General features: G+C 69.0%; 13 protein-coding genes. 5 read left to right on the forward strand and 8 right to left on the reverse strand.

Annotation, left to right across the window (positions count from 1 at the left end):
• Positions 1–58: 58 nt before the first annotated feature.
• The gene (locus OG746_RS07280; protein WP_266712642.1) at positions 59–2,476 is read right to left on the reverse strand and encodes an HAD-IC family P-type ATPase; all 2,418 of its coding nucleotides are present in this window, start codon (positions 2,474–2,476) and stop codon (positions 59–61) included.
• Between the two features lie 30 nt (positions 2,477–2,506).
• A complete protein-coding gene (locus OG746_RS07285) occupies positions 2,507–2,791 on the reverse strand; it encodes a DUF2530 domain-containing protein (RefSeq protein ID WP_266712643.1) in 285 nt (94 codons plus the stop codon).
• A 240-nt stretch (positions 2,792–3,031) separates the two neighbouring features.
• Between OG746_RS07285 and OG746_RS07290 the strand changes: the two genes are divergently transcribed.
• Complete coding sequence (locus OG746_RS07290) at positions 3,032–4,486, forward strand: NCS2 family permease (RefSeq protein WP_266712645.1); 1,455 nt, start codon at positions 3,032–3,034, stop codon at positions 4,484–4,486.
• Positions 4,487–4,537: 51 nt separating this feature from the next.
• Here the strand turns inward: OG746_RS07290 and OG746_RS07295 are convergent, their stop codons facing one another.
• Positions 4,538–4,726, reverse strand: coding sequence for a ribbon-helix-helix protein, CopG family (locus tag OG746_RS07295; protein WP_266712647.1), 189 nt, complete (start codon positions 4,724–4,726; stop codon positions 4,538–4,540).
• Positions 4,727–4,903: 177 nt separating this feature from the next.
• Between OG746_RS07295 and OG746_RS07300 the strand changes: the two genes are divergently transcribed.
• Together OG746_RS07300 and OG746_RS07305 are read left to right on the forward strand one after the other, a co-directional pair.
• On the forward strand, positions 4,904–5,341 hold the full coding sequence (locus tag OG746_RS07300; RefSeq protein ID WP_266712648.1) for a MarR family winged helix-turn-helix transcriptional regulator: 438 nt from the start codon (positions 4,904–4,906) through the stop codon (positions 5,339–5,341).
• Between the two features lie 133 nt (positions 5,342–5,474).
• Positions 5,475–6,815 carry an MFS transporter gene (locus OG746_RS07305; protein WP_266712650.1) on the forward strand — a complete coding sequence of 447 codons (1,341 nt, stop codon included), beginning with the start codon at positions 5,475–5,477 and terminating at the stop codon, positions 6,813–6,815.
• 286 nt (positions 6,816–7,101) lie between these two features.
• Here the strand turns inward: OG746_RS07305 and OG746_RS07310 are convergent, their stop codons facing one another.
• The 3 genes from OG746_RS07310 to OG746_RS07320 form a co-directional block, all read right to left on the reverse strand.
• The gene (locus OG746_RS07310) at positions 7,102–8,091 is read right to left on the reverse strand and encodes an aldo/keto reductase (protein WP_266718763.1); all 990 of its coding nucleotides are present in this window, start codon (positions 8,089–8,091) and stop codon (positions 7,102–7,104) included.
• 63 nt (positions 8,092–8,154) lie between these two features.
• Positions 8,155–9,804: a recombinase family protein gene (locus tag OG746_RS07315; RefSeq protein ID WP_266712652.1), complete on the reverse strand. Its 1,650-nt coding sequence runs from the start codon at positions 9,802–9,804 to the stop codon at positions 8,155–8,157.
• Between the two features lie 318 nt (positions 9,805–10,122).
• On the reverse strand, positions 10,123–10,803 hold the full coding sequence (locus OG746_RS07320) for a GDSL-type esterase/lipase family protein (RefSeq protein WP_266718765.1): 681 nt from the start codon (positions 10,801–10,803) through the stop codon (positions 10,123–10,125).
• 68 nt (positions 10,804–10,871) lie between these two features.
• On the opposite strand from OG746_RS07320, the gene OG746_RS07325 reads away from it, so the two are divergent.
• The gene (locus OG746_RS07325; protein WP_266712654.1) at positions 10,872–11,870 is read left to right on the forward strand and encodes a WD40 repeat domain-containing protein; all 999 of its coding nucleotides are present in this window, start codon (positions 10,872–10,874) and stop codon (positions 11,868–11,870) included.
• Positions 11,871–11,911: 41 nt separating this feature from the next.
• On the opposite strand, the gene OG746_RS07330 is transcribed toward OG746_RS07325, so the two are convergent.
• Together OG746_RS07330 and OG746_RS07335 are read right to left on the reverse strand one after the other, a co-directional pair.
• Positions 11,912–12,322: a PPOX class F420-dependent oxidoreductase gene (locus OG746_RS07330; RefSeq protein WP_266712656.1), complete on the reverse strand. Its 411-nt coding sequence runs from the start codon at positions 12,320–12,322 to the stop codon at positions 11,912–11,914.
• 31 nt (positions 12,323–12,353) lie between these two features.
• The gene (locus OG746_RS07335; protein WP_266712658.1) at positions 12,354–13,145 is read right to left on the reverse strand and encodes a TetR/AcrR family transcriptional regulator; all 792 of its coding nucleotides are present in this window, start codon (positions 13,143–13,145) and stop codon (positions 12,354–12,356) included.
• Positions 13,146–13,261: 116 nt separating this feature from the next.
• On the opposite strand from OG746_RS07335, the gene OG746_RS07340 reads away from it, so the two are divergent.
• Complete coding sequence (locus OG746_RS07340; RefSeq protein WP_266712660.1) at positions 13,262–14,212, forward strand: efflux ABC transporter ATPase subunit, DrrA-related; 951 nt, start codon at positions 13,262–13,264, stop codon at positions 14,210–14,212.
• Positions 14,213–14,217 lie beyond the last annotated feature (5 nt).

Genomic DNA, 14,217 nt, shown 5'->3' on the forward strand with positions numbered 1-14,217 from the left:
CCCGCTCTTGGACGAGAGCCCGCGGGGTCCGGGGCAGAGCCCCGCGGCCGCAACACACTTATGCCGGAAACCTGCGCCCCACCCACCGCCACAAGAACTCCAACACGCCCGCCGCCACCCCCGCCACCCCGACGGCAGTCCACGGCATCACCGATCCCACCAACCTCAACGCAAAGAACTCCTGCAGCCACGGCACCACCAGCACCAGCAGGAAGCCGAACGCCATCGCCGCGACAAGGCCCACCCGCCACCACGTGTACGGCCGGGCGACGATCGCGAGCACCCACATCGAGATCAGGAAGAGCGTCAGCGTCGCCGAGCTGGTCTCCGCGGCGAGCGCGCCCGAACCCGCGTAGTAGTGCCGGGCGATCAGGTACATCACGAACGTGGCGATCCCGGCGACGCCCCCGCCGGGAATCGCGTACCGCATCACCCGCCGTACGAAGTGCGGCCTGGCCCGCTCCTTGTTCGGCGCGAGGGCCAGGAAGAACGCGGGGACGCCGATCGTCAGGGTCGACAGGAGCGTCAAGTGCCTTGGCAGGAACGGGTATTCCACCTGGAAGCAGACCACGAGCAGCGCGAGGATCACCGAGTAGACGGTCTTCACGAGGAAGAGCGTGGCCACACGCGTGATGTTGCCGATGACCCGGCGGCCCTCCGCGACCACCGAGGGCAGCGTCGCGAACGAGTTGTTCAGGAGAACGATCTGGGCGACCGCGCGGGTGGCCTCGGAGCCCGAGCCCATGGACACGCCGATGTCGGCGTCCTTCAGCGCCAGTACGTCGTTCACGCCGTCGCCCGTCATCGCGACGGTGTGCTCGTGCGCCTGGAGCGCGCCCACCATGTCCCGCTTCTGCTGCGGCGTCACCCGGCCGAACACCGTGCCGTCGTCGAGCGCGTCGGCCAGCTCCTCCGGGTCCTCGGGCAGCGTCCGCGCGTCGACGGCCCGCCCCTCAAGACCCAGCTTCGCGGCGACGGCCCCCACCGACACCGCGTTGTCACCGGAGATGACCTTGGCCCGCACGTCCTGCTCGGCGAAGTAGCGCAACGTGTCCCCGGCGTCGGGGCGCAGCCGCTGTTCGAGGACGACGAGGGCGGTCGGTTCGGCGCCCTCCACGACGCCCTCACCCTCGAGCCCCTCGGGCGCGCGGGCGAGCAGCAGCACCCGCAGCCCCTGGAGGTTGAGCTCCTCGGTCGCCGCGAGCGCCGGGTCGCCCGCAGGTAGCAGCACGTCCGGCGCCCCGAGCAGCCACGCGCTGCCCGTCCCGTCGCCCTCGCTGAAGGCGGCGCCGCTGTACTTGCGCGCGGAGGAGAACGGCAGTGCCTCGGTGCAGCGCCAGTCCTCGCTGTCCGGGTAGGCGTCGATGATCGCCTGGAGGGAGGCGTTGGGCCGTGGATCGGACTCGCCGAGGGCGCCGAGCACCTTTCGTACGTATGTCTCGTTCGCCTCGTGCGTCTCGTCCCCGGCCCTGTCGCCGAGCAGGCGCAGCTCGGTGACGTCCATGCCGCCCTCGGTGAGCGTGCCCGTCTTGTCGAGGCAGACCGTGTCTACGCGGGCCAGGCCCTCGATCGCGGGCAGCTCCTGCACCAGGCACTGCTGGCGGCCGAGCCGGATGACGCCGATCGCGAAGGCGACGGAGGTGAGCAGGACGAGGCCCTCGGGGACCATCGGCACGATGCCGCCGACGGTGCGCGCGATCGAGTCCTTGATGTCGTTGTCCTTGACCACGAGCTGGCTGATGATCAGGCCGAGCGCGGTCGGGATCATCATCCACTGGACGTACTTGAGGATCGTGGAGATGCCGGAGCGCAGCTCGGACTGGACGAGCGTGAACCGGCTCGCCTCCTCGGCCAGCTGCGCCGCGTACGCCTCGCGCCCGACCTTCGTCGCGGTGAACGCGCCGCCGCCCGCGACCACGAAGGAGCCCGACATGACCTCGTCGCCGGGCTGTTTGAGGACCGGGTCGGCCTCGCCGGTCAGGAGCGACTCGTCGATCTCCAGGCCGTCGGCCTCGGCACAGCTCCCGTCCACGACGATCTTGTCGCCGGGCCCGATCTCGATGAGGTCCCCGAGCACGATCTCGGAGGTGGGGACGCCGACGGCGACCCCGTCACGCCGCACCGTGGGCCGCGCCTCGCCGATCACGGCGAGCGAGTCCAGGGTCTGCTTCGCCCGCCACTCCTGGATGATCCCGATGCCGGTGTTGGCCAGGATCACGAAGCCGAAGAGGCTGTCCTGGATCGGTGCGACGCAGAGCATGATCACCCAGAGCACGCCGATGATCGCGTTGAACCGGGTGAAGACGTTGGCGCGCACGATCTCCGTCACGGACCGCGAGCTGCGCACGGGTACGTCGTTCACCTCACCGCGTGCGACGCGCTCGGCGACCTCGGCATGGGTGAGGCCGGAGGGCCGTGACGGCGTCGGCGCCGGGTGGCCCGGATCGAGTTCGGCCCCCGCGTCGATATCCGTCATGAAAACGACGGTACGGGCGATTTAGGGGGTCTACCCCTCGGGTGTGGAAGCCTCACGGTCCGTGACCGCCGCGGCGGCGGCCCGCTTGAGCGCGGCGTCGCGCCCCCGGACGTACCAGATCCCGATCAGGCCGAGACCGGCGCCGGCCAGGCAGCACCACACCCACCACGTGATCCCACGGTCCTCGAACCACCCGTAGAACGGCAGCTGCGCGAGGAAGAGGACGAACCAGAGGATCGTGCCACCCGTGATGGTGGCGACCACGGGCCCCTCAAGGGGTTCGGGTGCCTCGTGCTTCGGGATCCACTTCGCCATGTGCACAGCTTACGAGGACCCGACGACAACCCGGCACAAGCCCCGCACCGCAAGGGTCTACGCGCGGAGATAGCAAATCCGGCCTCATATGTTCATACTGAAACAGCCTGAGACTGGCCACTTATGTTCGTATGAAACACCAGCGGAAACGTCGGGGTAACCCGCAGGTGACCACACGACCACCAGACTCGATCACGCACCCCGCCCGCATTTCACTGCTGAATACCGCTGAGGTCATCCATGTCCACTTCGGCCACCACCCCGGTCGATGTCAACGACTCGCCGCCGCCGGCCCCGAAGAACGGCTTCGACCGCTACTTCAAGATCACTGAGCGCGGCTCGACCATCCCGCGTGAGATCCGTGGCGGCCTCGCCACGTTCTTCGCGATGGCCTACATCATCGTGCTGAACCCGATCATCCTCGGCGGCGCGAAGGACATGTACGGGCACCAGCTGGACAACGGCCAGCTGGTCACGGCGACCGCGCTGACCGCCGCGTTCACCACGCTGCTCATGGGCGTCATCGGCAACGTGCCGATCGCGCTCGCGGCGGGCCTCGGCGTGAACACGGTCGTCGCCCTGCAGCTCGCGCCCCGCATGTCCTGGCCGGACGCGATGGGCATGGTCGTCCTCGCGGGCTTCGTCGTGATGCTGCTCGTCGCCACCGGTCTGCGTGAGCGGGTCATGAACGCGGTGCCGTACGGCCTGCGCAAGGGCATCGCGATCGGCATCGGCCTGTTCATCCTGCTGATCGGCCTCGTCGACTCCGGCTTCGTGACGCGCATGCCGGACGCCGCGCAGACCACGGTGCCGCTTCAGCTCGGCACCGGCGGTCACCTGATGGGCTGGCCGGTCCTGGTCTTCGTGCTCGGTGTGCTGCTGACCCTGGCCCTGCTCGTGCGCAAGGTGCCGGGCGCGATCCTGCTCGCGATCGTCGTCATGACGGTCGTCGCGCTGATCATCAACGCCATCGCGGACATCGACCCGGCCTCGTGGGGCCTGACCGTGCCGTCCTGGCCCGGCAACCCGGTCGCGAGCCCGGACTTCTCGCTCATCGGACAAGTCAGCCTGTTCGGCGGATTCCACAAGGTCGGCATCCTCACCGGCATTCTGTTCGTCTTCACCGTGCTGCTGTCGTGCTTCTTCGACGCGATGGGCACGATCATGGGCATCAGCGACGAGGCGCACCTGACCGATGACAAGGGTCAGATGCCCGGCATGAACAAGGTCCTGTTCATCGACGGTGTCGCCGTCGCCGCCGGTGGCGCCTCGTCGTCCTCGGCCACCACCTGCTTCGTGGAGTCCACGGCCGGCGTCGGCGAAGGCGCCCGTACGGGCCTCGCCAACGTGGTCACCGGCCTGCTGTTCACGCTCGCGCTGTTCCTCACGCCGGTCGTCACGATGGTCCCGTCCCAGGCGGCGACGCCCGCGCTCGTCGCGGTCGGCTTCCTGATCCTGTCCGGGGGCATCCGCGAGATCGACTGGGACGACTGGACGATCGCCATCCCCGCGTTCATCACGATGCTGATGATGCCGTTCACGTACTCGATCACGAACGGCATCGGCATGGGCTTCATCAGCTTCACGGTGCTGCGCGTGGTCGCGGGCCGCGCCAAGGAGGTGCCGGCCGCGATGTACGCCGTCTCCGCCGTGTTCGTCTTCTACTACCTGATGCCGGCACTCGGCCTTACGTAGTGCGGCCTTACGTAGTGCGGCTTTACGTAGTGCCGCCTTACGTAGTGCGGCCTACGTAGTCACGTCTCCGTAGAACCGCTCCGTCTCCTCGACGGCAGTCTTGAAGCGTTCGTCGAAGTCGTCCCGAATGAGCGTCCGGACCACATAGTCCTGGACGCTCATTCCTCTTTTCGCGGCATGCACCTTGAGCCGGTCGAGCAGCTCACCGTCGATCCGCAGACTGAGCACTGTCGATCCCATACGGACAGGGTTGCGGGCACCCCTGACCTGTTGCGTCACTTTCCGCATCCGGCTCACTCATATGGGTGATGAAACTTTTCTGCAGCCCCCTGCGCGGGCGCACGCGTGGTCGGGATCACTGACCAGACGCGCCCCCCTGGTAGTCGTTAGACACAGTAATGAGTTACGCTAACGAACATGCCAGACCTCTCCCATGGCGACGATGTAGCCGCCGTGAACTCCCTGCGTTCCGCAGTGATGCGCCTGTCGCGTCGACTCAAGCACCAGCGGGTCGACGAATCGCTGAGTCCTACCGAGATGTCGGTGCTCGGCACGCTCGCCGGATGCGGCTCCGCGACGCCGGGTGAGCTGGCCCGCAAGGAGCATGTGCAGCCGCCGTCGATGACCAGAATCGTCGCGCTCCTCGAGGCCAAAGAACTGGTCCGGCTGGAGCCTCACCCCGAGGACCGCCGGCAGAAGGTCGTCACCTCGACCGAGCGGGCCGAGACCATGCTCGCGGAGAGCCGCCGCAAGCGGAACGCCTGGCTGGCGAACCTCGCCGAGGGGCTCGACGAGGACGACTGGGCCAAGCTGCGCGAGGCCGCACCCGTCCTGGAGAAGCTCGCGCACCTCTGAGCACGCCTCTGAGCACGACGAGCACGACAGGCACGACCTAGTACGACAGACACGACCGAACACGACGACCAAGCACGACAGCACGACCGAGCCGACGACCACGCAGGACGACCGCCGAGGAGGCGAACCCACTTTGAGTACGGGATCCGGAGCAGACTCCGCCCCCGCACCAGCCGCCCACGACCCGAACGCCCGCCCACGTAAGCCCTCGATGTTCGCCAGCCTGAAGGTACGCAACTACCGGCTGTTCGCGAGCGGGGCAGTCGTCTCCAACACCGGCACCTGGATGGCCCGCATCACCCAGGACTGGCTGGTGCTCTCCCTCACGGGATCCTCCGCCGCCGTCGGCGTGACGACGGCCATGCAGTTCCTCCCGATGCTGCTCTTCGGCCTGTACGGCGGTGTGATCGCCGACCGGTTCGCCAAGCGCAACCTGCTGTTCTGCACGCAGGGCGCGATGAGCCTGTCCGGCCTCTTCCTCGCGGCGCTGACCCTCACGGGCAACGTCCAGGTGTGGCACGTCTACCTCGCGGCCTTCTTCACGGGTCTCGTCACGGTCGTCGACAACCCGACCCGGCAGTCGTTCGTGTCCGAGATGGTCGGCCCCGACCAGGTCCGCAACGCGGTCTCCCTGAACTCGGCCAACTTCCAGTCCGCCCGCCTCATCGGCCCGGCCGTCGCCTCCGCGCTGACCGCCGCCGTCGGCCCCGGCTGGGCGTTCCTCGCCAACGGCCTGTCCTTCCTCGCCCCGCTCACCGGCCTCATGCTCATGCGCACGCACGAGCTGCACGAGACCAAGCGGGCGCCTCGCGGCAAGGGCCAGCTGAAGGAGGGGTTGCGCTATGTGTCCCAGCACCCCGAACTGATCTGGCCGATCGTCCTCGTCGGATTCGTCGGCACCTTCGGCTTCAACTTCCCGATCTGGCTGAGCGCGTACGCGGACGACGTGTTCCACGGCGGGGTCGGCCAGTACGGCCTGTTCAACACGCTCATGGCGGTCGGCTCGCTGGCCGGCGCGCTGCTCGCGGCCCGGCGCCGCTCGACCCGTCTGCGGGTCCTGGTCGGCGCGGCGATCGGCTTCGGTGTCCTGGAGGTCGCGGCGGCGTGGGCGCCGGGCGTCTGGGCGTTCGCCCCGCTGATCGTGCTGCTCGGCATCCTCGGCCTGACGGTGAACGTGACCGCCAACTCCTATGTCCAGATGGGCACGGACCCGGAGATGCGGGGCCGCGTCATGTCCCTGTTCATGATGGTCTTCACCGGCGGTACGCCACTGGGCGGCCCGCTCTTCGGCTGGCTCGCCGACCAGTACGGGGTACGGGTGAGCTTTGCCCTGGCCGGGGCGATCTGCGCGGCGGCGGCGGTCGGCGTCGGCCTGATGCTGGCCCGCGCGGCGAACCTCCGGCTCAAGGTGGACCTGCGCCGCGGCGAACGCCACGTGCAGTTCGTGCCGCGTGAGCTGGCGGCGGCGGCGTAAGTATTTAGGCCCCTGCGGCGATTGAGCAGCGGGGTCCGGGGCAGCGCCCCGGGACCGCAACGCCGCAGGGGCTTAAGAGCAGGGGCCGTGCCGGAGCCGACGGCCGCGCTACGAGAAGGTCGCCGGACGGCAGTTCACGGACACGCGTTAGTCTCGTTGACGTGGACCCGAAGACCCGTAACCGGATCATGGCCGGTGTGCTCGTGCTGATGTTCGTCGTCGTGGCTGTCGCGGCGGCCGTCGGCCAGTAGTCGACCGACGGCCGCCGCGTACCGGCGGGGGCCGATTACCAGGCGAAGGCCTCGGGCGACGGACCCGGGCCCGGGAAGATCTCGTCCAGGCCGGACACGACCTCCTCGCTCAGCTCCAGCTCGACCGCGCGCAGCGCCGAGTCCAGCTGCTCCTGCGTGCGCGGGCCGACGATCGGGCCCGTGATGCCGGGCCGGGTGAGCAGCCAGGCCAGCGCCGCCTCGCCGGGCTCGATCCCGTGCTTGTCCAGCAGATCCTCGTACCGCTGGACCTGGTCGCGCACCTTCGTGTTCTCCAGCGCGGAGGCGGAGCGGCCCTGGGACCTGCGCTTGCCCTCGCTCTCCTTCTTGAGCACGCCGCCGAGCAGCCCGCCGTGCAGCGGGGACCACGGGATGACGCCCAGGCCGTAGTCCTGCGCGGCCGGGATGACCTCCATCTCGGCGCGGCGCTCGGCGAGGTTGTAGAGGCACTGCTCGCTGACGAGGCCCACGCGGCCGTGGCGGGCAGCCAGCTCATTGGCCTGGGCGATCTTGTAGCCGGGGAAGTTGGAGGACCCGGCGTAAAGGATCTTGCCCTGCTGGATCAGCACGTCGATCGCCTGCCAGATCTCCTCGAAGGGAGTGCGGCGGTCGATGTGGTGGAACTGGTAGATGTCGATGTAGTCGGTCTGCAGCCGCTTCAGGGAGGCGTCCACGGCCCGCCGGATGTTCACCGCGCTGAGGTGGTCGTGATTGGGCCAGACCGGACCGTCGCCGCCCATGTTCCCGAACACCTTGGTGGCGAGCACGGTCTTGTCGCGCCGCCCGCCGCCCTTGGCGAACCAGGTGCCGATGATCTCCTCGGTACGGCCCTTGTTCTCGCCCCAGCCGTATACGTTCGCGGTATCAAAGAAATTCAGACCTGCGTCGAGCGCCGCATCCATGATGCCGTGACTGGCGGCTTCGTCCGTTTGCGGCCCGAAGTTCATCGTCCCGAGAACGAGCCGACTGACCTTGAGCCCAGTACGTCCCAACTGCGTGTATTCCATGGGCGCCAAGCGAACCCCTTCGAGTCCGCTCCACGCAAGAGGACGAGAGAGTCTCGCCTCTCCTCAGGACTGGCTGTGGGCCGCCGCCGTGTTGAGCAGGCGCTGCTTGAAGTCCATGGGAATCAGAACCTGAACCCGTCCGACGGGATGCTGCCAGAACCTGTCGGAGTCATGGGCGGACCTGCGCTGAGCGGCGGGTGTCCCCGGAATCGGTTCGGCGTGGATGACGGCCCGGACCCCTGCGGCGCGCAGCTCTTTGCCCTTCTCGTACCAGCTTGAGAGCGTGCGCCACCGCGCCCGGTAGGTCTCCCCCGTAGGGATCCCTTCCCAGGTGTCAGGCCGCGTCGGCTGGGCGATGAGCAGCTCGCGTCGTGCATCGAGCCGCTTGTACGCCTCCCGGTACTCCTGCTTGCCCAGGTCGCTGGCGTAAAGGCCGGCCTCCCGGTCTTCCCGCAAGTCCGACAGTGCGCGATTCACCTCCTTGATGTCGCGCGTGTAGTCCACTCCCGGGCGGAAGACCTTCCGGACCCTCTCGACGTCGCCCGCCGCGAGTAGGAATGCCTGCTCAACGGCGTCCTCCAGCGTGTGCGCCGCGATGCCCTTGCTTCCGGCCGGACACAGCTTGTGCGTGGTCCGAGAGGCGCAGCGATAGTAGGGCCAATTGCGGCCGGGACTGCGATATGCGGGCTCCCCGCACGTGCAGAACGCGACCTGGAGCAAGGGCGAACCGCCCTTGCTGTTGCCGCTGCGTTTACTGGTGTTCTCGTCCAGCCGCTCATTGGCCAGCGCCCATGTCTTCTCCGCTATGAGCGGCTCCGCGCGCTGGAGAGGACGGCCGTCGTTGCCCCGGACGACGCGGCGTAGCGTCGTCTTCTTCCCGTCGACCACCACCTCCTCAGTGAATTCCATCTGTCCCAGGACGCAGCGGGAGCGAACGACTTTGGCGGTGTTCGCAGCAGTCCAGCGGCTCCCTTTCGGGGGCTTGCCGTTGCGGATCAGCTGGGCGTCCAGCGAGGTCGGGGTCTTGGACGGGTCTTCGTTGAGCCACTGCGCGATGCTGTTCGCCGACTCGCCCGCGATGAGGCGACGGACGATCTCGCGGAGCGTCCCGGCCGTGTCGGTCCCGTAGTCGTCCGGGACGAGCTTCCAGCCATCGCCGGTTTCCTGTTTCTCCTCGCGATAGCCGTACGGAGTGCGACCTCCGCGCCAGCGTCCCTCTTTCACCAGGTGGTTGTAGGACGATTTGGCCCTCGCCCTGATGGCTTCGAGCTCCCCTTCGGCGAACGATGTGATCAGGCTGAGGAGCAGCTTCCCGATCTGCGTGTTGAGGTTGATCCCCTCCTCCACAGTGGTGACTTCCTTGCCGTTCCTGTCGCACCACTCCAGGAGGGTGTGCACGTGCAGAACGCGCCGCGAGAGACGGTCGATCTTGAGCGCGCAGATGATGTCGTACTCATCGGCGCGTGACTCCTCCAGCGCGATCCGGTGCTCGATCGCGCTGACCTCCTTCCCGATGGTCGAAGGCAGCCACTTGCCGAACTCCGGGCGCTTCCACGGCTCCAGTGCGCCGGACACGTCGATGTCCTCGACCCAGCCCACGACGAGGTGCCCCTCCTGATCGGCCCAGCGCTGGACGGACCGGCGCTGCCGCTCCGGCGATGTGGTCTCGTCCGACACCCTCGACAGACGAACGACACCCAGAACTCTCGCCATGCTCGTTCTCCCCCGTTTACCGCCTTTGACGTGCCGCCCGGTCTCCACGGCGGCCGTCCCGGTGCTTCTCCCGGCCTCCTGTGGGCGCGGGACGTCTCACGGTTCAACGAAGCGCGGAGGCCCCCGGTCACACACCCGCACGAAACCCCGCGGAAGGTCGAACGGCCGTCCGGTATCTCTCCGAAGCCACCCCGGATTCCCGTCGGAAATGCGCGTGAGGGCGCGTACGTCGACCCGGCAACTGCCCGTCAGAGGTCCGCTTCGTCGGCGACCTGTCGCACAGCCCGGCGCAGTTCCTCGGAGGAAGTGCCTTTGGGGTCAGCCGGTGAGCTGCTTGAGCGGCGGTACAGCTTCGTAAGGGCCGCCGATCCCCCACGCCTGATGCAGCGCGTCCGCGAAGGCCGCTGCCAGTTTGTGTTCGCCGGAGGCGTTCGGGTGGGTGCCGTCGTACGTGTCGTGGTGGATGTCGTACGACTCGGGGACGGAGGCCAGCAGCAGGGGGGAGCGGGGCTCGTCGAGGTCCGCGACCGCCTTCGCCAGGAGGGTGTTGAAGTGGGCGACCTCCGCGGCGAAGGGCGCGTCCGTCTCGGCCCGGACGTTGGGGATCACGGGGAGCAGGACCATGCGGACGGCCGGGTTCGCGCGGCGGGCCTCGGCGATGAAGAGGCGCAGGTTCTCCGCCGTCTGTTCGGCGTCGGTGTAGAAGCCGAGGTCTATCAGACCGAGGGAGACGAGGAGGACGTCCGCGCGGGCGTCGGTCACCGCCTCCGCGATCGCGGGCGCCATGTGCTGCCAGCCCTCGCCCCAGCCGGCGAGGTGGTGCTGCGGGAAGTCAGGGTCCGCGTACGCGTGGCTGTCGCTGTACAGGGCGGTGCGGGGGCCGACCAGCGCGTGCGGGACCGAACGGGCGCGCAGATGCTGCCAGAAGCGCAGGCGCCAGGTGTGCTCCCCGGCGCTCCCAATGGTCATCGAGTCGCCGACCGGCATGAACCTGAGCATCCGCTCATCATCGTCGATCACGCCGGGTGCGTGCGTGTGAGCCCCAACACGCCTGGCAAGCTGGGGGCATGCGTGCGTATCTGGGGGCGGCCGGGGTCGCCGCAGTCCTCCTTCTCGGCGCGGCTTCCGGTCCCGCGGTCGCCGACTCCCGTTCCGTCGGCTCCGACGGGTTCACGATCCAGGACCCGCGGATCACCGAGTCCAGCGGCCTTGCCGCCTCGCGCGCCCACCCGGGCATCTACTGGACGCACAACGACAGCGACGACGGCGCGTTCCTGTTCGCGATCGACGGCCGGACCGGGAAGACCGTCGCCACGATCACGATGAGCGGTGTCGGTGCCCCGCGGGACGTCGAGGCGATCTCGATCGGCTCCGACGGGAACATCTACGTGGGCGACATCGGCGACAACCTCGGCGGCAAGTGGGACCACGTGTGGATCTACAAGCTGCCCGAGCCGAAGAAGCTCACCGACCAGACGGTGCGGGCCACCCAGTACGACGTGAAGTACGCGGACGGCCCGCGCAACGCCGAGGCGATGATGGTCCATCCGAAGACCGGGCGGGTCTACATCGTGGAGAAGGGCGACGACGGCGGCGGCCTGTACGAGGGTCCGGCCACGCTGAACCCCTCCGCCACCAACACCTTCAGCCGCGTCGCCGACATCGACCTGTGGGCGACGGACGCCGCGTTCTCGCCCGACGGCAAACAGCTCGCCGTACGCGGCTACTTCGGCGGCGTCGCGTACAAGTGGAACGACGGGAAGCCCGAGCGCCAGGGCCAGTTGAGCGTGCCGATGCAGCCGCAGGGCGAGTCGGTGACCTACACGCCGGACGGGAAGACCCTGCTGTACGGGAGCGAGGGGCAGGGCAGCGAGGTGGAGCCCGTGGAGGTCGAGGGCGCGGGTGACTCGGGCGACGGCTCGAACTCGTCCTCCGATCAGGGTGGTTCGGGCAGCGGTGACGGCGGCAGCGCCTTCACCGGCAAGGCCGGTGCGGTCGGTGCCGTCGTCGTCCTCATCCTGCTGTTCGGGCTCGGAAGGCTGTTCCGCCGCCCCAGGAACCGCTGAACCACTCGAAGAACCGCTGAGTCACTGGAAGAGCCGCTGAACTACTCGCCCAGTAGGCGCACTTCGTAGTGCAGCGTCCGGTCCCGCCGCACCTTGTGGGAGAGCGGCACCGTGACGCCTTGCAGGATCGGGTGCTTGTGGCGGATGAGCGAGGCCGCGTGCCGGTCCTCCTCGCTGCCGCGGTCGAGGAGGCGGACCCGCCCCTTGACGGGCGGCCCCGTGGGCGCGCCGCGCATCGTGGACGGCGCGAGCTCCACCTCCGGGTTGTTGCGCATCCGCTTGACCTTCCAGGCCTTGCCGAAGGTCCGGAAGTACGCGTGGTCGCCCTCGACCGCGAGGTTCACGGGAGTGCCGACACCGGTGCCGTCCCTCTTGTGGCTGGTGAGCAGGACGGCGTACTGCTTGACGAACGGGGCGAGCGCGGGGCTCGGATCGGGCTTGTCAGTCGTCATACGTCCATGAATGCACCGCTTCGGTGTTCTGTCACGACTTGCCGCGTGCCGCGACGAGGACGTCGAGCCCGTCCAGGATCCGCTGGAGCCCGAACTCGAAGTGGTCGAAGCCGGGGGCGAACGTGTCCTCGGACAGGGACGCCATCACCGGGTAGCGGCCACTGGTCATCGCGGCCTCCAGGGCGGGGCTCTGCGCCTCCCAGAACGCGGCGTCCGTCATGCCCGACGTCGTCTCCGCCTCCTGCTCGTAGACGCGGGTGCGCGCGACCCCTGACACGTATCCGTCGACCATGACCAGGACGGAGAGCAGCTCCGGATCGGTGAGGCCCATCGGCTTGATGCGGGCCATCATCTTCTCCATGCCGGACAGCGCGCCGGGGCCGAGCACGGGCCGGGCCTGGTTGACCTGGAGCAGCCAGGGGTGGCGCTGGTAGAGGGCGAGGGTCTCGCGGGCCATCGTGGCGACGGCGGCCCGCCAGCTCCCGTCGCCGAGCGCGGCCGGGTCCTCGTGCGGGGTCTGCACCCGGTCCAGCATCAGGTCGAGCAGCTCGGCCTTGCCCGGCACGTACCGGTACAGCGACATGGTGCCGGTGCCCAGGTCGGTGGCGAGCCGGCGCATCGAGACGGCGCCGATCCCCTCGGCGTCCGCGACCTCGACCGCGGCCTCGACGATCCGGTCGAGCGAGAGCGCGGGCTTCGGCCCCCGGCTCGGCCTGGCCCCCGTGCCCCACAGCAGCTCCATGCTGCGCCGGATGTCGCCGCTGCCGGAGGTCTCGGCGCTGCTGTTCGTGCCCTGGGTGCCGCTCGGGGTGCCGCTCGTCATGGGGCTCAGCGTAAACCTCTGGCGAAAAACTGAGTACGGTGTACTCTCATTTGGGTACGGCGTACTCATTTTGCGGAGGGGTGGGTGTTCCGATGGCGACGTGCGGAGGAGAAGCCGTGACCGACGGGGATCACGATCACGCGGTGCGGGCCGAGGGGCTCGTGAAGCGGTACGGGGACAAGCGCGCGCTCGACGGGTTCGACCTGACCGTGCGGCGCGGCACGGTGCACGGCCTGCTCGGGCCGAACGGGGCGGGGAAGACGACAGCGGTGCGCGTGCTCGCCACGCTGCTGAAGTTCGACGAGGGGCGGGCCGAGGTCGGCGGCGTGGACGTGGCCTCCCGGTCGCGTCAGGTGCGCCGCCGCATCGGGCTCACCGGTCAGTACGCGGCGGTGGACGAGGTGCTCACGGGGCGGCAGAACCTGGAGATGTTCGGCCGGCTCTTCCACCTCGGCGGGCGCCGGGCGAGGGTGCGGGCGGCCGAACTGCTCGACCAGTTCGGGCTCGCGGACGCGGGCGACAAGGGCGTCGACGAGTACAGCGGCGGCATGCGGCGCCGGCTCGACCTCGCGGCGTCCATGATCCTCACCCCGGACGTGCTGTTCCTGGACGAGCCGACGACCGGGCTCGACCCGCGCGGCCGGGGCGAGGTCTGGGAGAGCGTCAGGGAGTTGGTGGCGGCGGGCACGACGGTCCTGCTCACCACCCAGTATCTGGAGGAGGCCGACAGGCTGGCCTCGCGGATCACCGTCATCGACCAGGGGCGGGCCATAGCCGACGACACCCCCGAGGGGCTCAAGCGGTCCGTCGGCGGGGACCGGGTCGAGGTCGTGCTGGCGGAGTCGGTCGACCTGCCGCGCGCCGCGAAGATCCTCGCCCGGAGCGGTGTGGAACCGGTCGTCGACGAGGAGGCCCTGCGGGTGCACGCGCCGGTCGCCGACCGGGTCGCCGCGCTCACGGACGCCGCGCGGGCGCTCCAGGACGAGGGCGTCGCCGTCGAGGACATCGGACTGCGCAGGCCGAGCCTCGACGATGTGTTCCTGCAACTGACGGGGAGGGCCGCGTGATGAGC

The sequence above is a fragment of the Streptomyces sp. NBC_01016 genome (assembly GCF_026341035.1).
Taxonomy (GTDB): domain Bacteria; phylum Actinomycetota; class Actinomycetes; order Streptomycetales; family Streptomycetaceae; genus Streptomyces.

Bases quoted from the DNA above. Each gene is read 5' to 3' on its own strand.
- OG746_RS07280 (WP_266712642.1), bottom strand. From the start codon at position 2,476: ATGACGGATATCGACGCGGGGGCCGAACTCGATCCGGGCCACCCGGCG.
- OG746_RS07285 (WP_266712643.1), bottom strand. From the start codon at position 2,791: ATGGCGAAGTGGATCCCGAAGCACGAGGCACCCGAACCCCTTGAGGGG.
- OG746_RS07290 (WP_266712645.1), top strand. From the start codon at position 3,032: ATGTCCACTTCGGCCACCACCCCGGTCGATGTCAACGACTCGCCGCCG.
- OG746_RS07295 (WP_266712647.1), bottom strand. From the start codon at position 4,726: ATGGGATCGACAGTGCTCAGTCTGCGGATCGACGGTGAGCTGCTCGAC.
- OG746_RS07300 (WP_266712648.1), top strand. From the start codon at position 4,904: ATGCCAGACCTCTCCCATGGCGACGATGTAGCCGCCGTGAACTCCCTG.
- OG746_RS07310 (WP_266718763.1), bottom strand. From the start codon at position 8,091: ATGGAATACACGCAGTTGGGACGTACTGGGCTCAAGGTCAGTCGGCTC.
- OG746_RS07315 (WP_266712652.1), bottom strand. From the start codon at position 9,804: ATGGCGAGAGTTCTGGGTGTCGTTCGTCTGTCGAGGGTGTCGGACGAG.
- OG746_RS07320 (WP_266718765.1), bottom strand. From the start codon at position 10,803: ATGCTCAGGTTCATGCCGGTCGGCGACTCGATGACCATTGGGAGCGCC.
- OG746_RS07325 (WP_266712654.1), top strand. From the start codon at position 10,872: ATGCGTGCGTATCTGGGGGCGGCCGGGGTCGCCGCAGTCCTCCTTCTC.
- OG746_RS07330 (WP_266712656.1), bottom strand. From the start codon at position 12,322: ATGACGACTGACAAGCCCGATCCGAGCCCCGCGCTCGCCCCGTTCGTC.
- OG746_RS07335 (WP_266712658.1), bottom strand. From the start codon at position 13,145: ATGACGAGCGGCACCCCGAGCGGCACCCAGGGCACGAACAGCAGCGCC.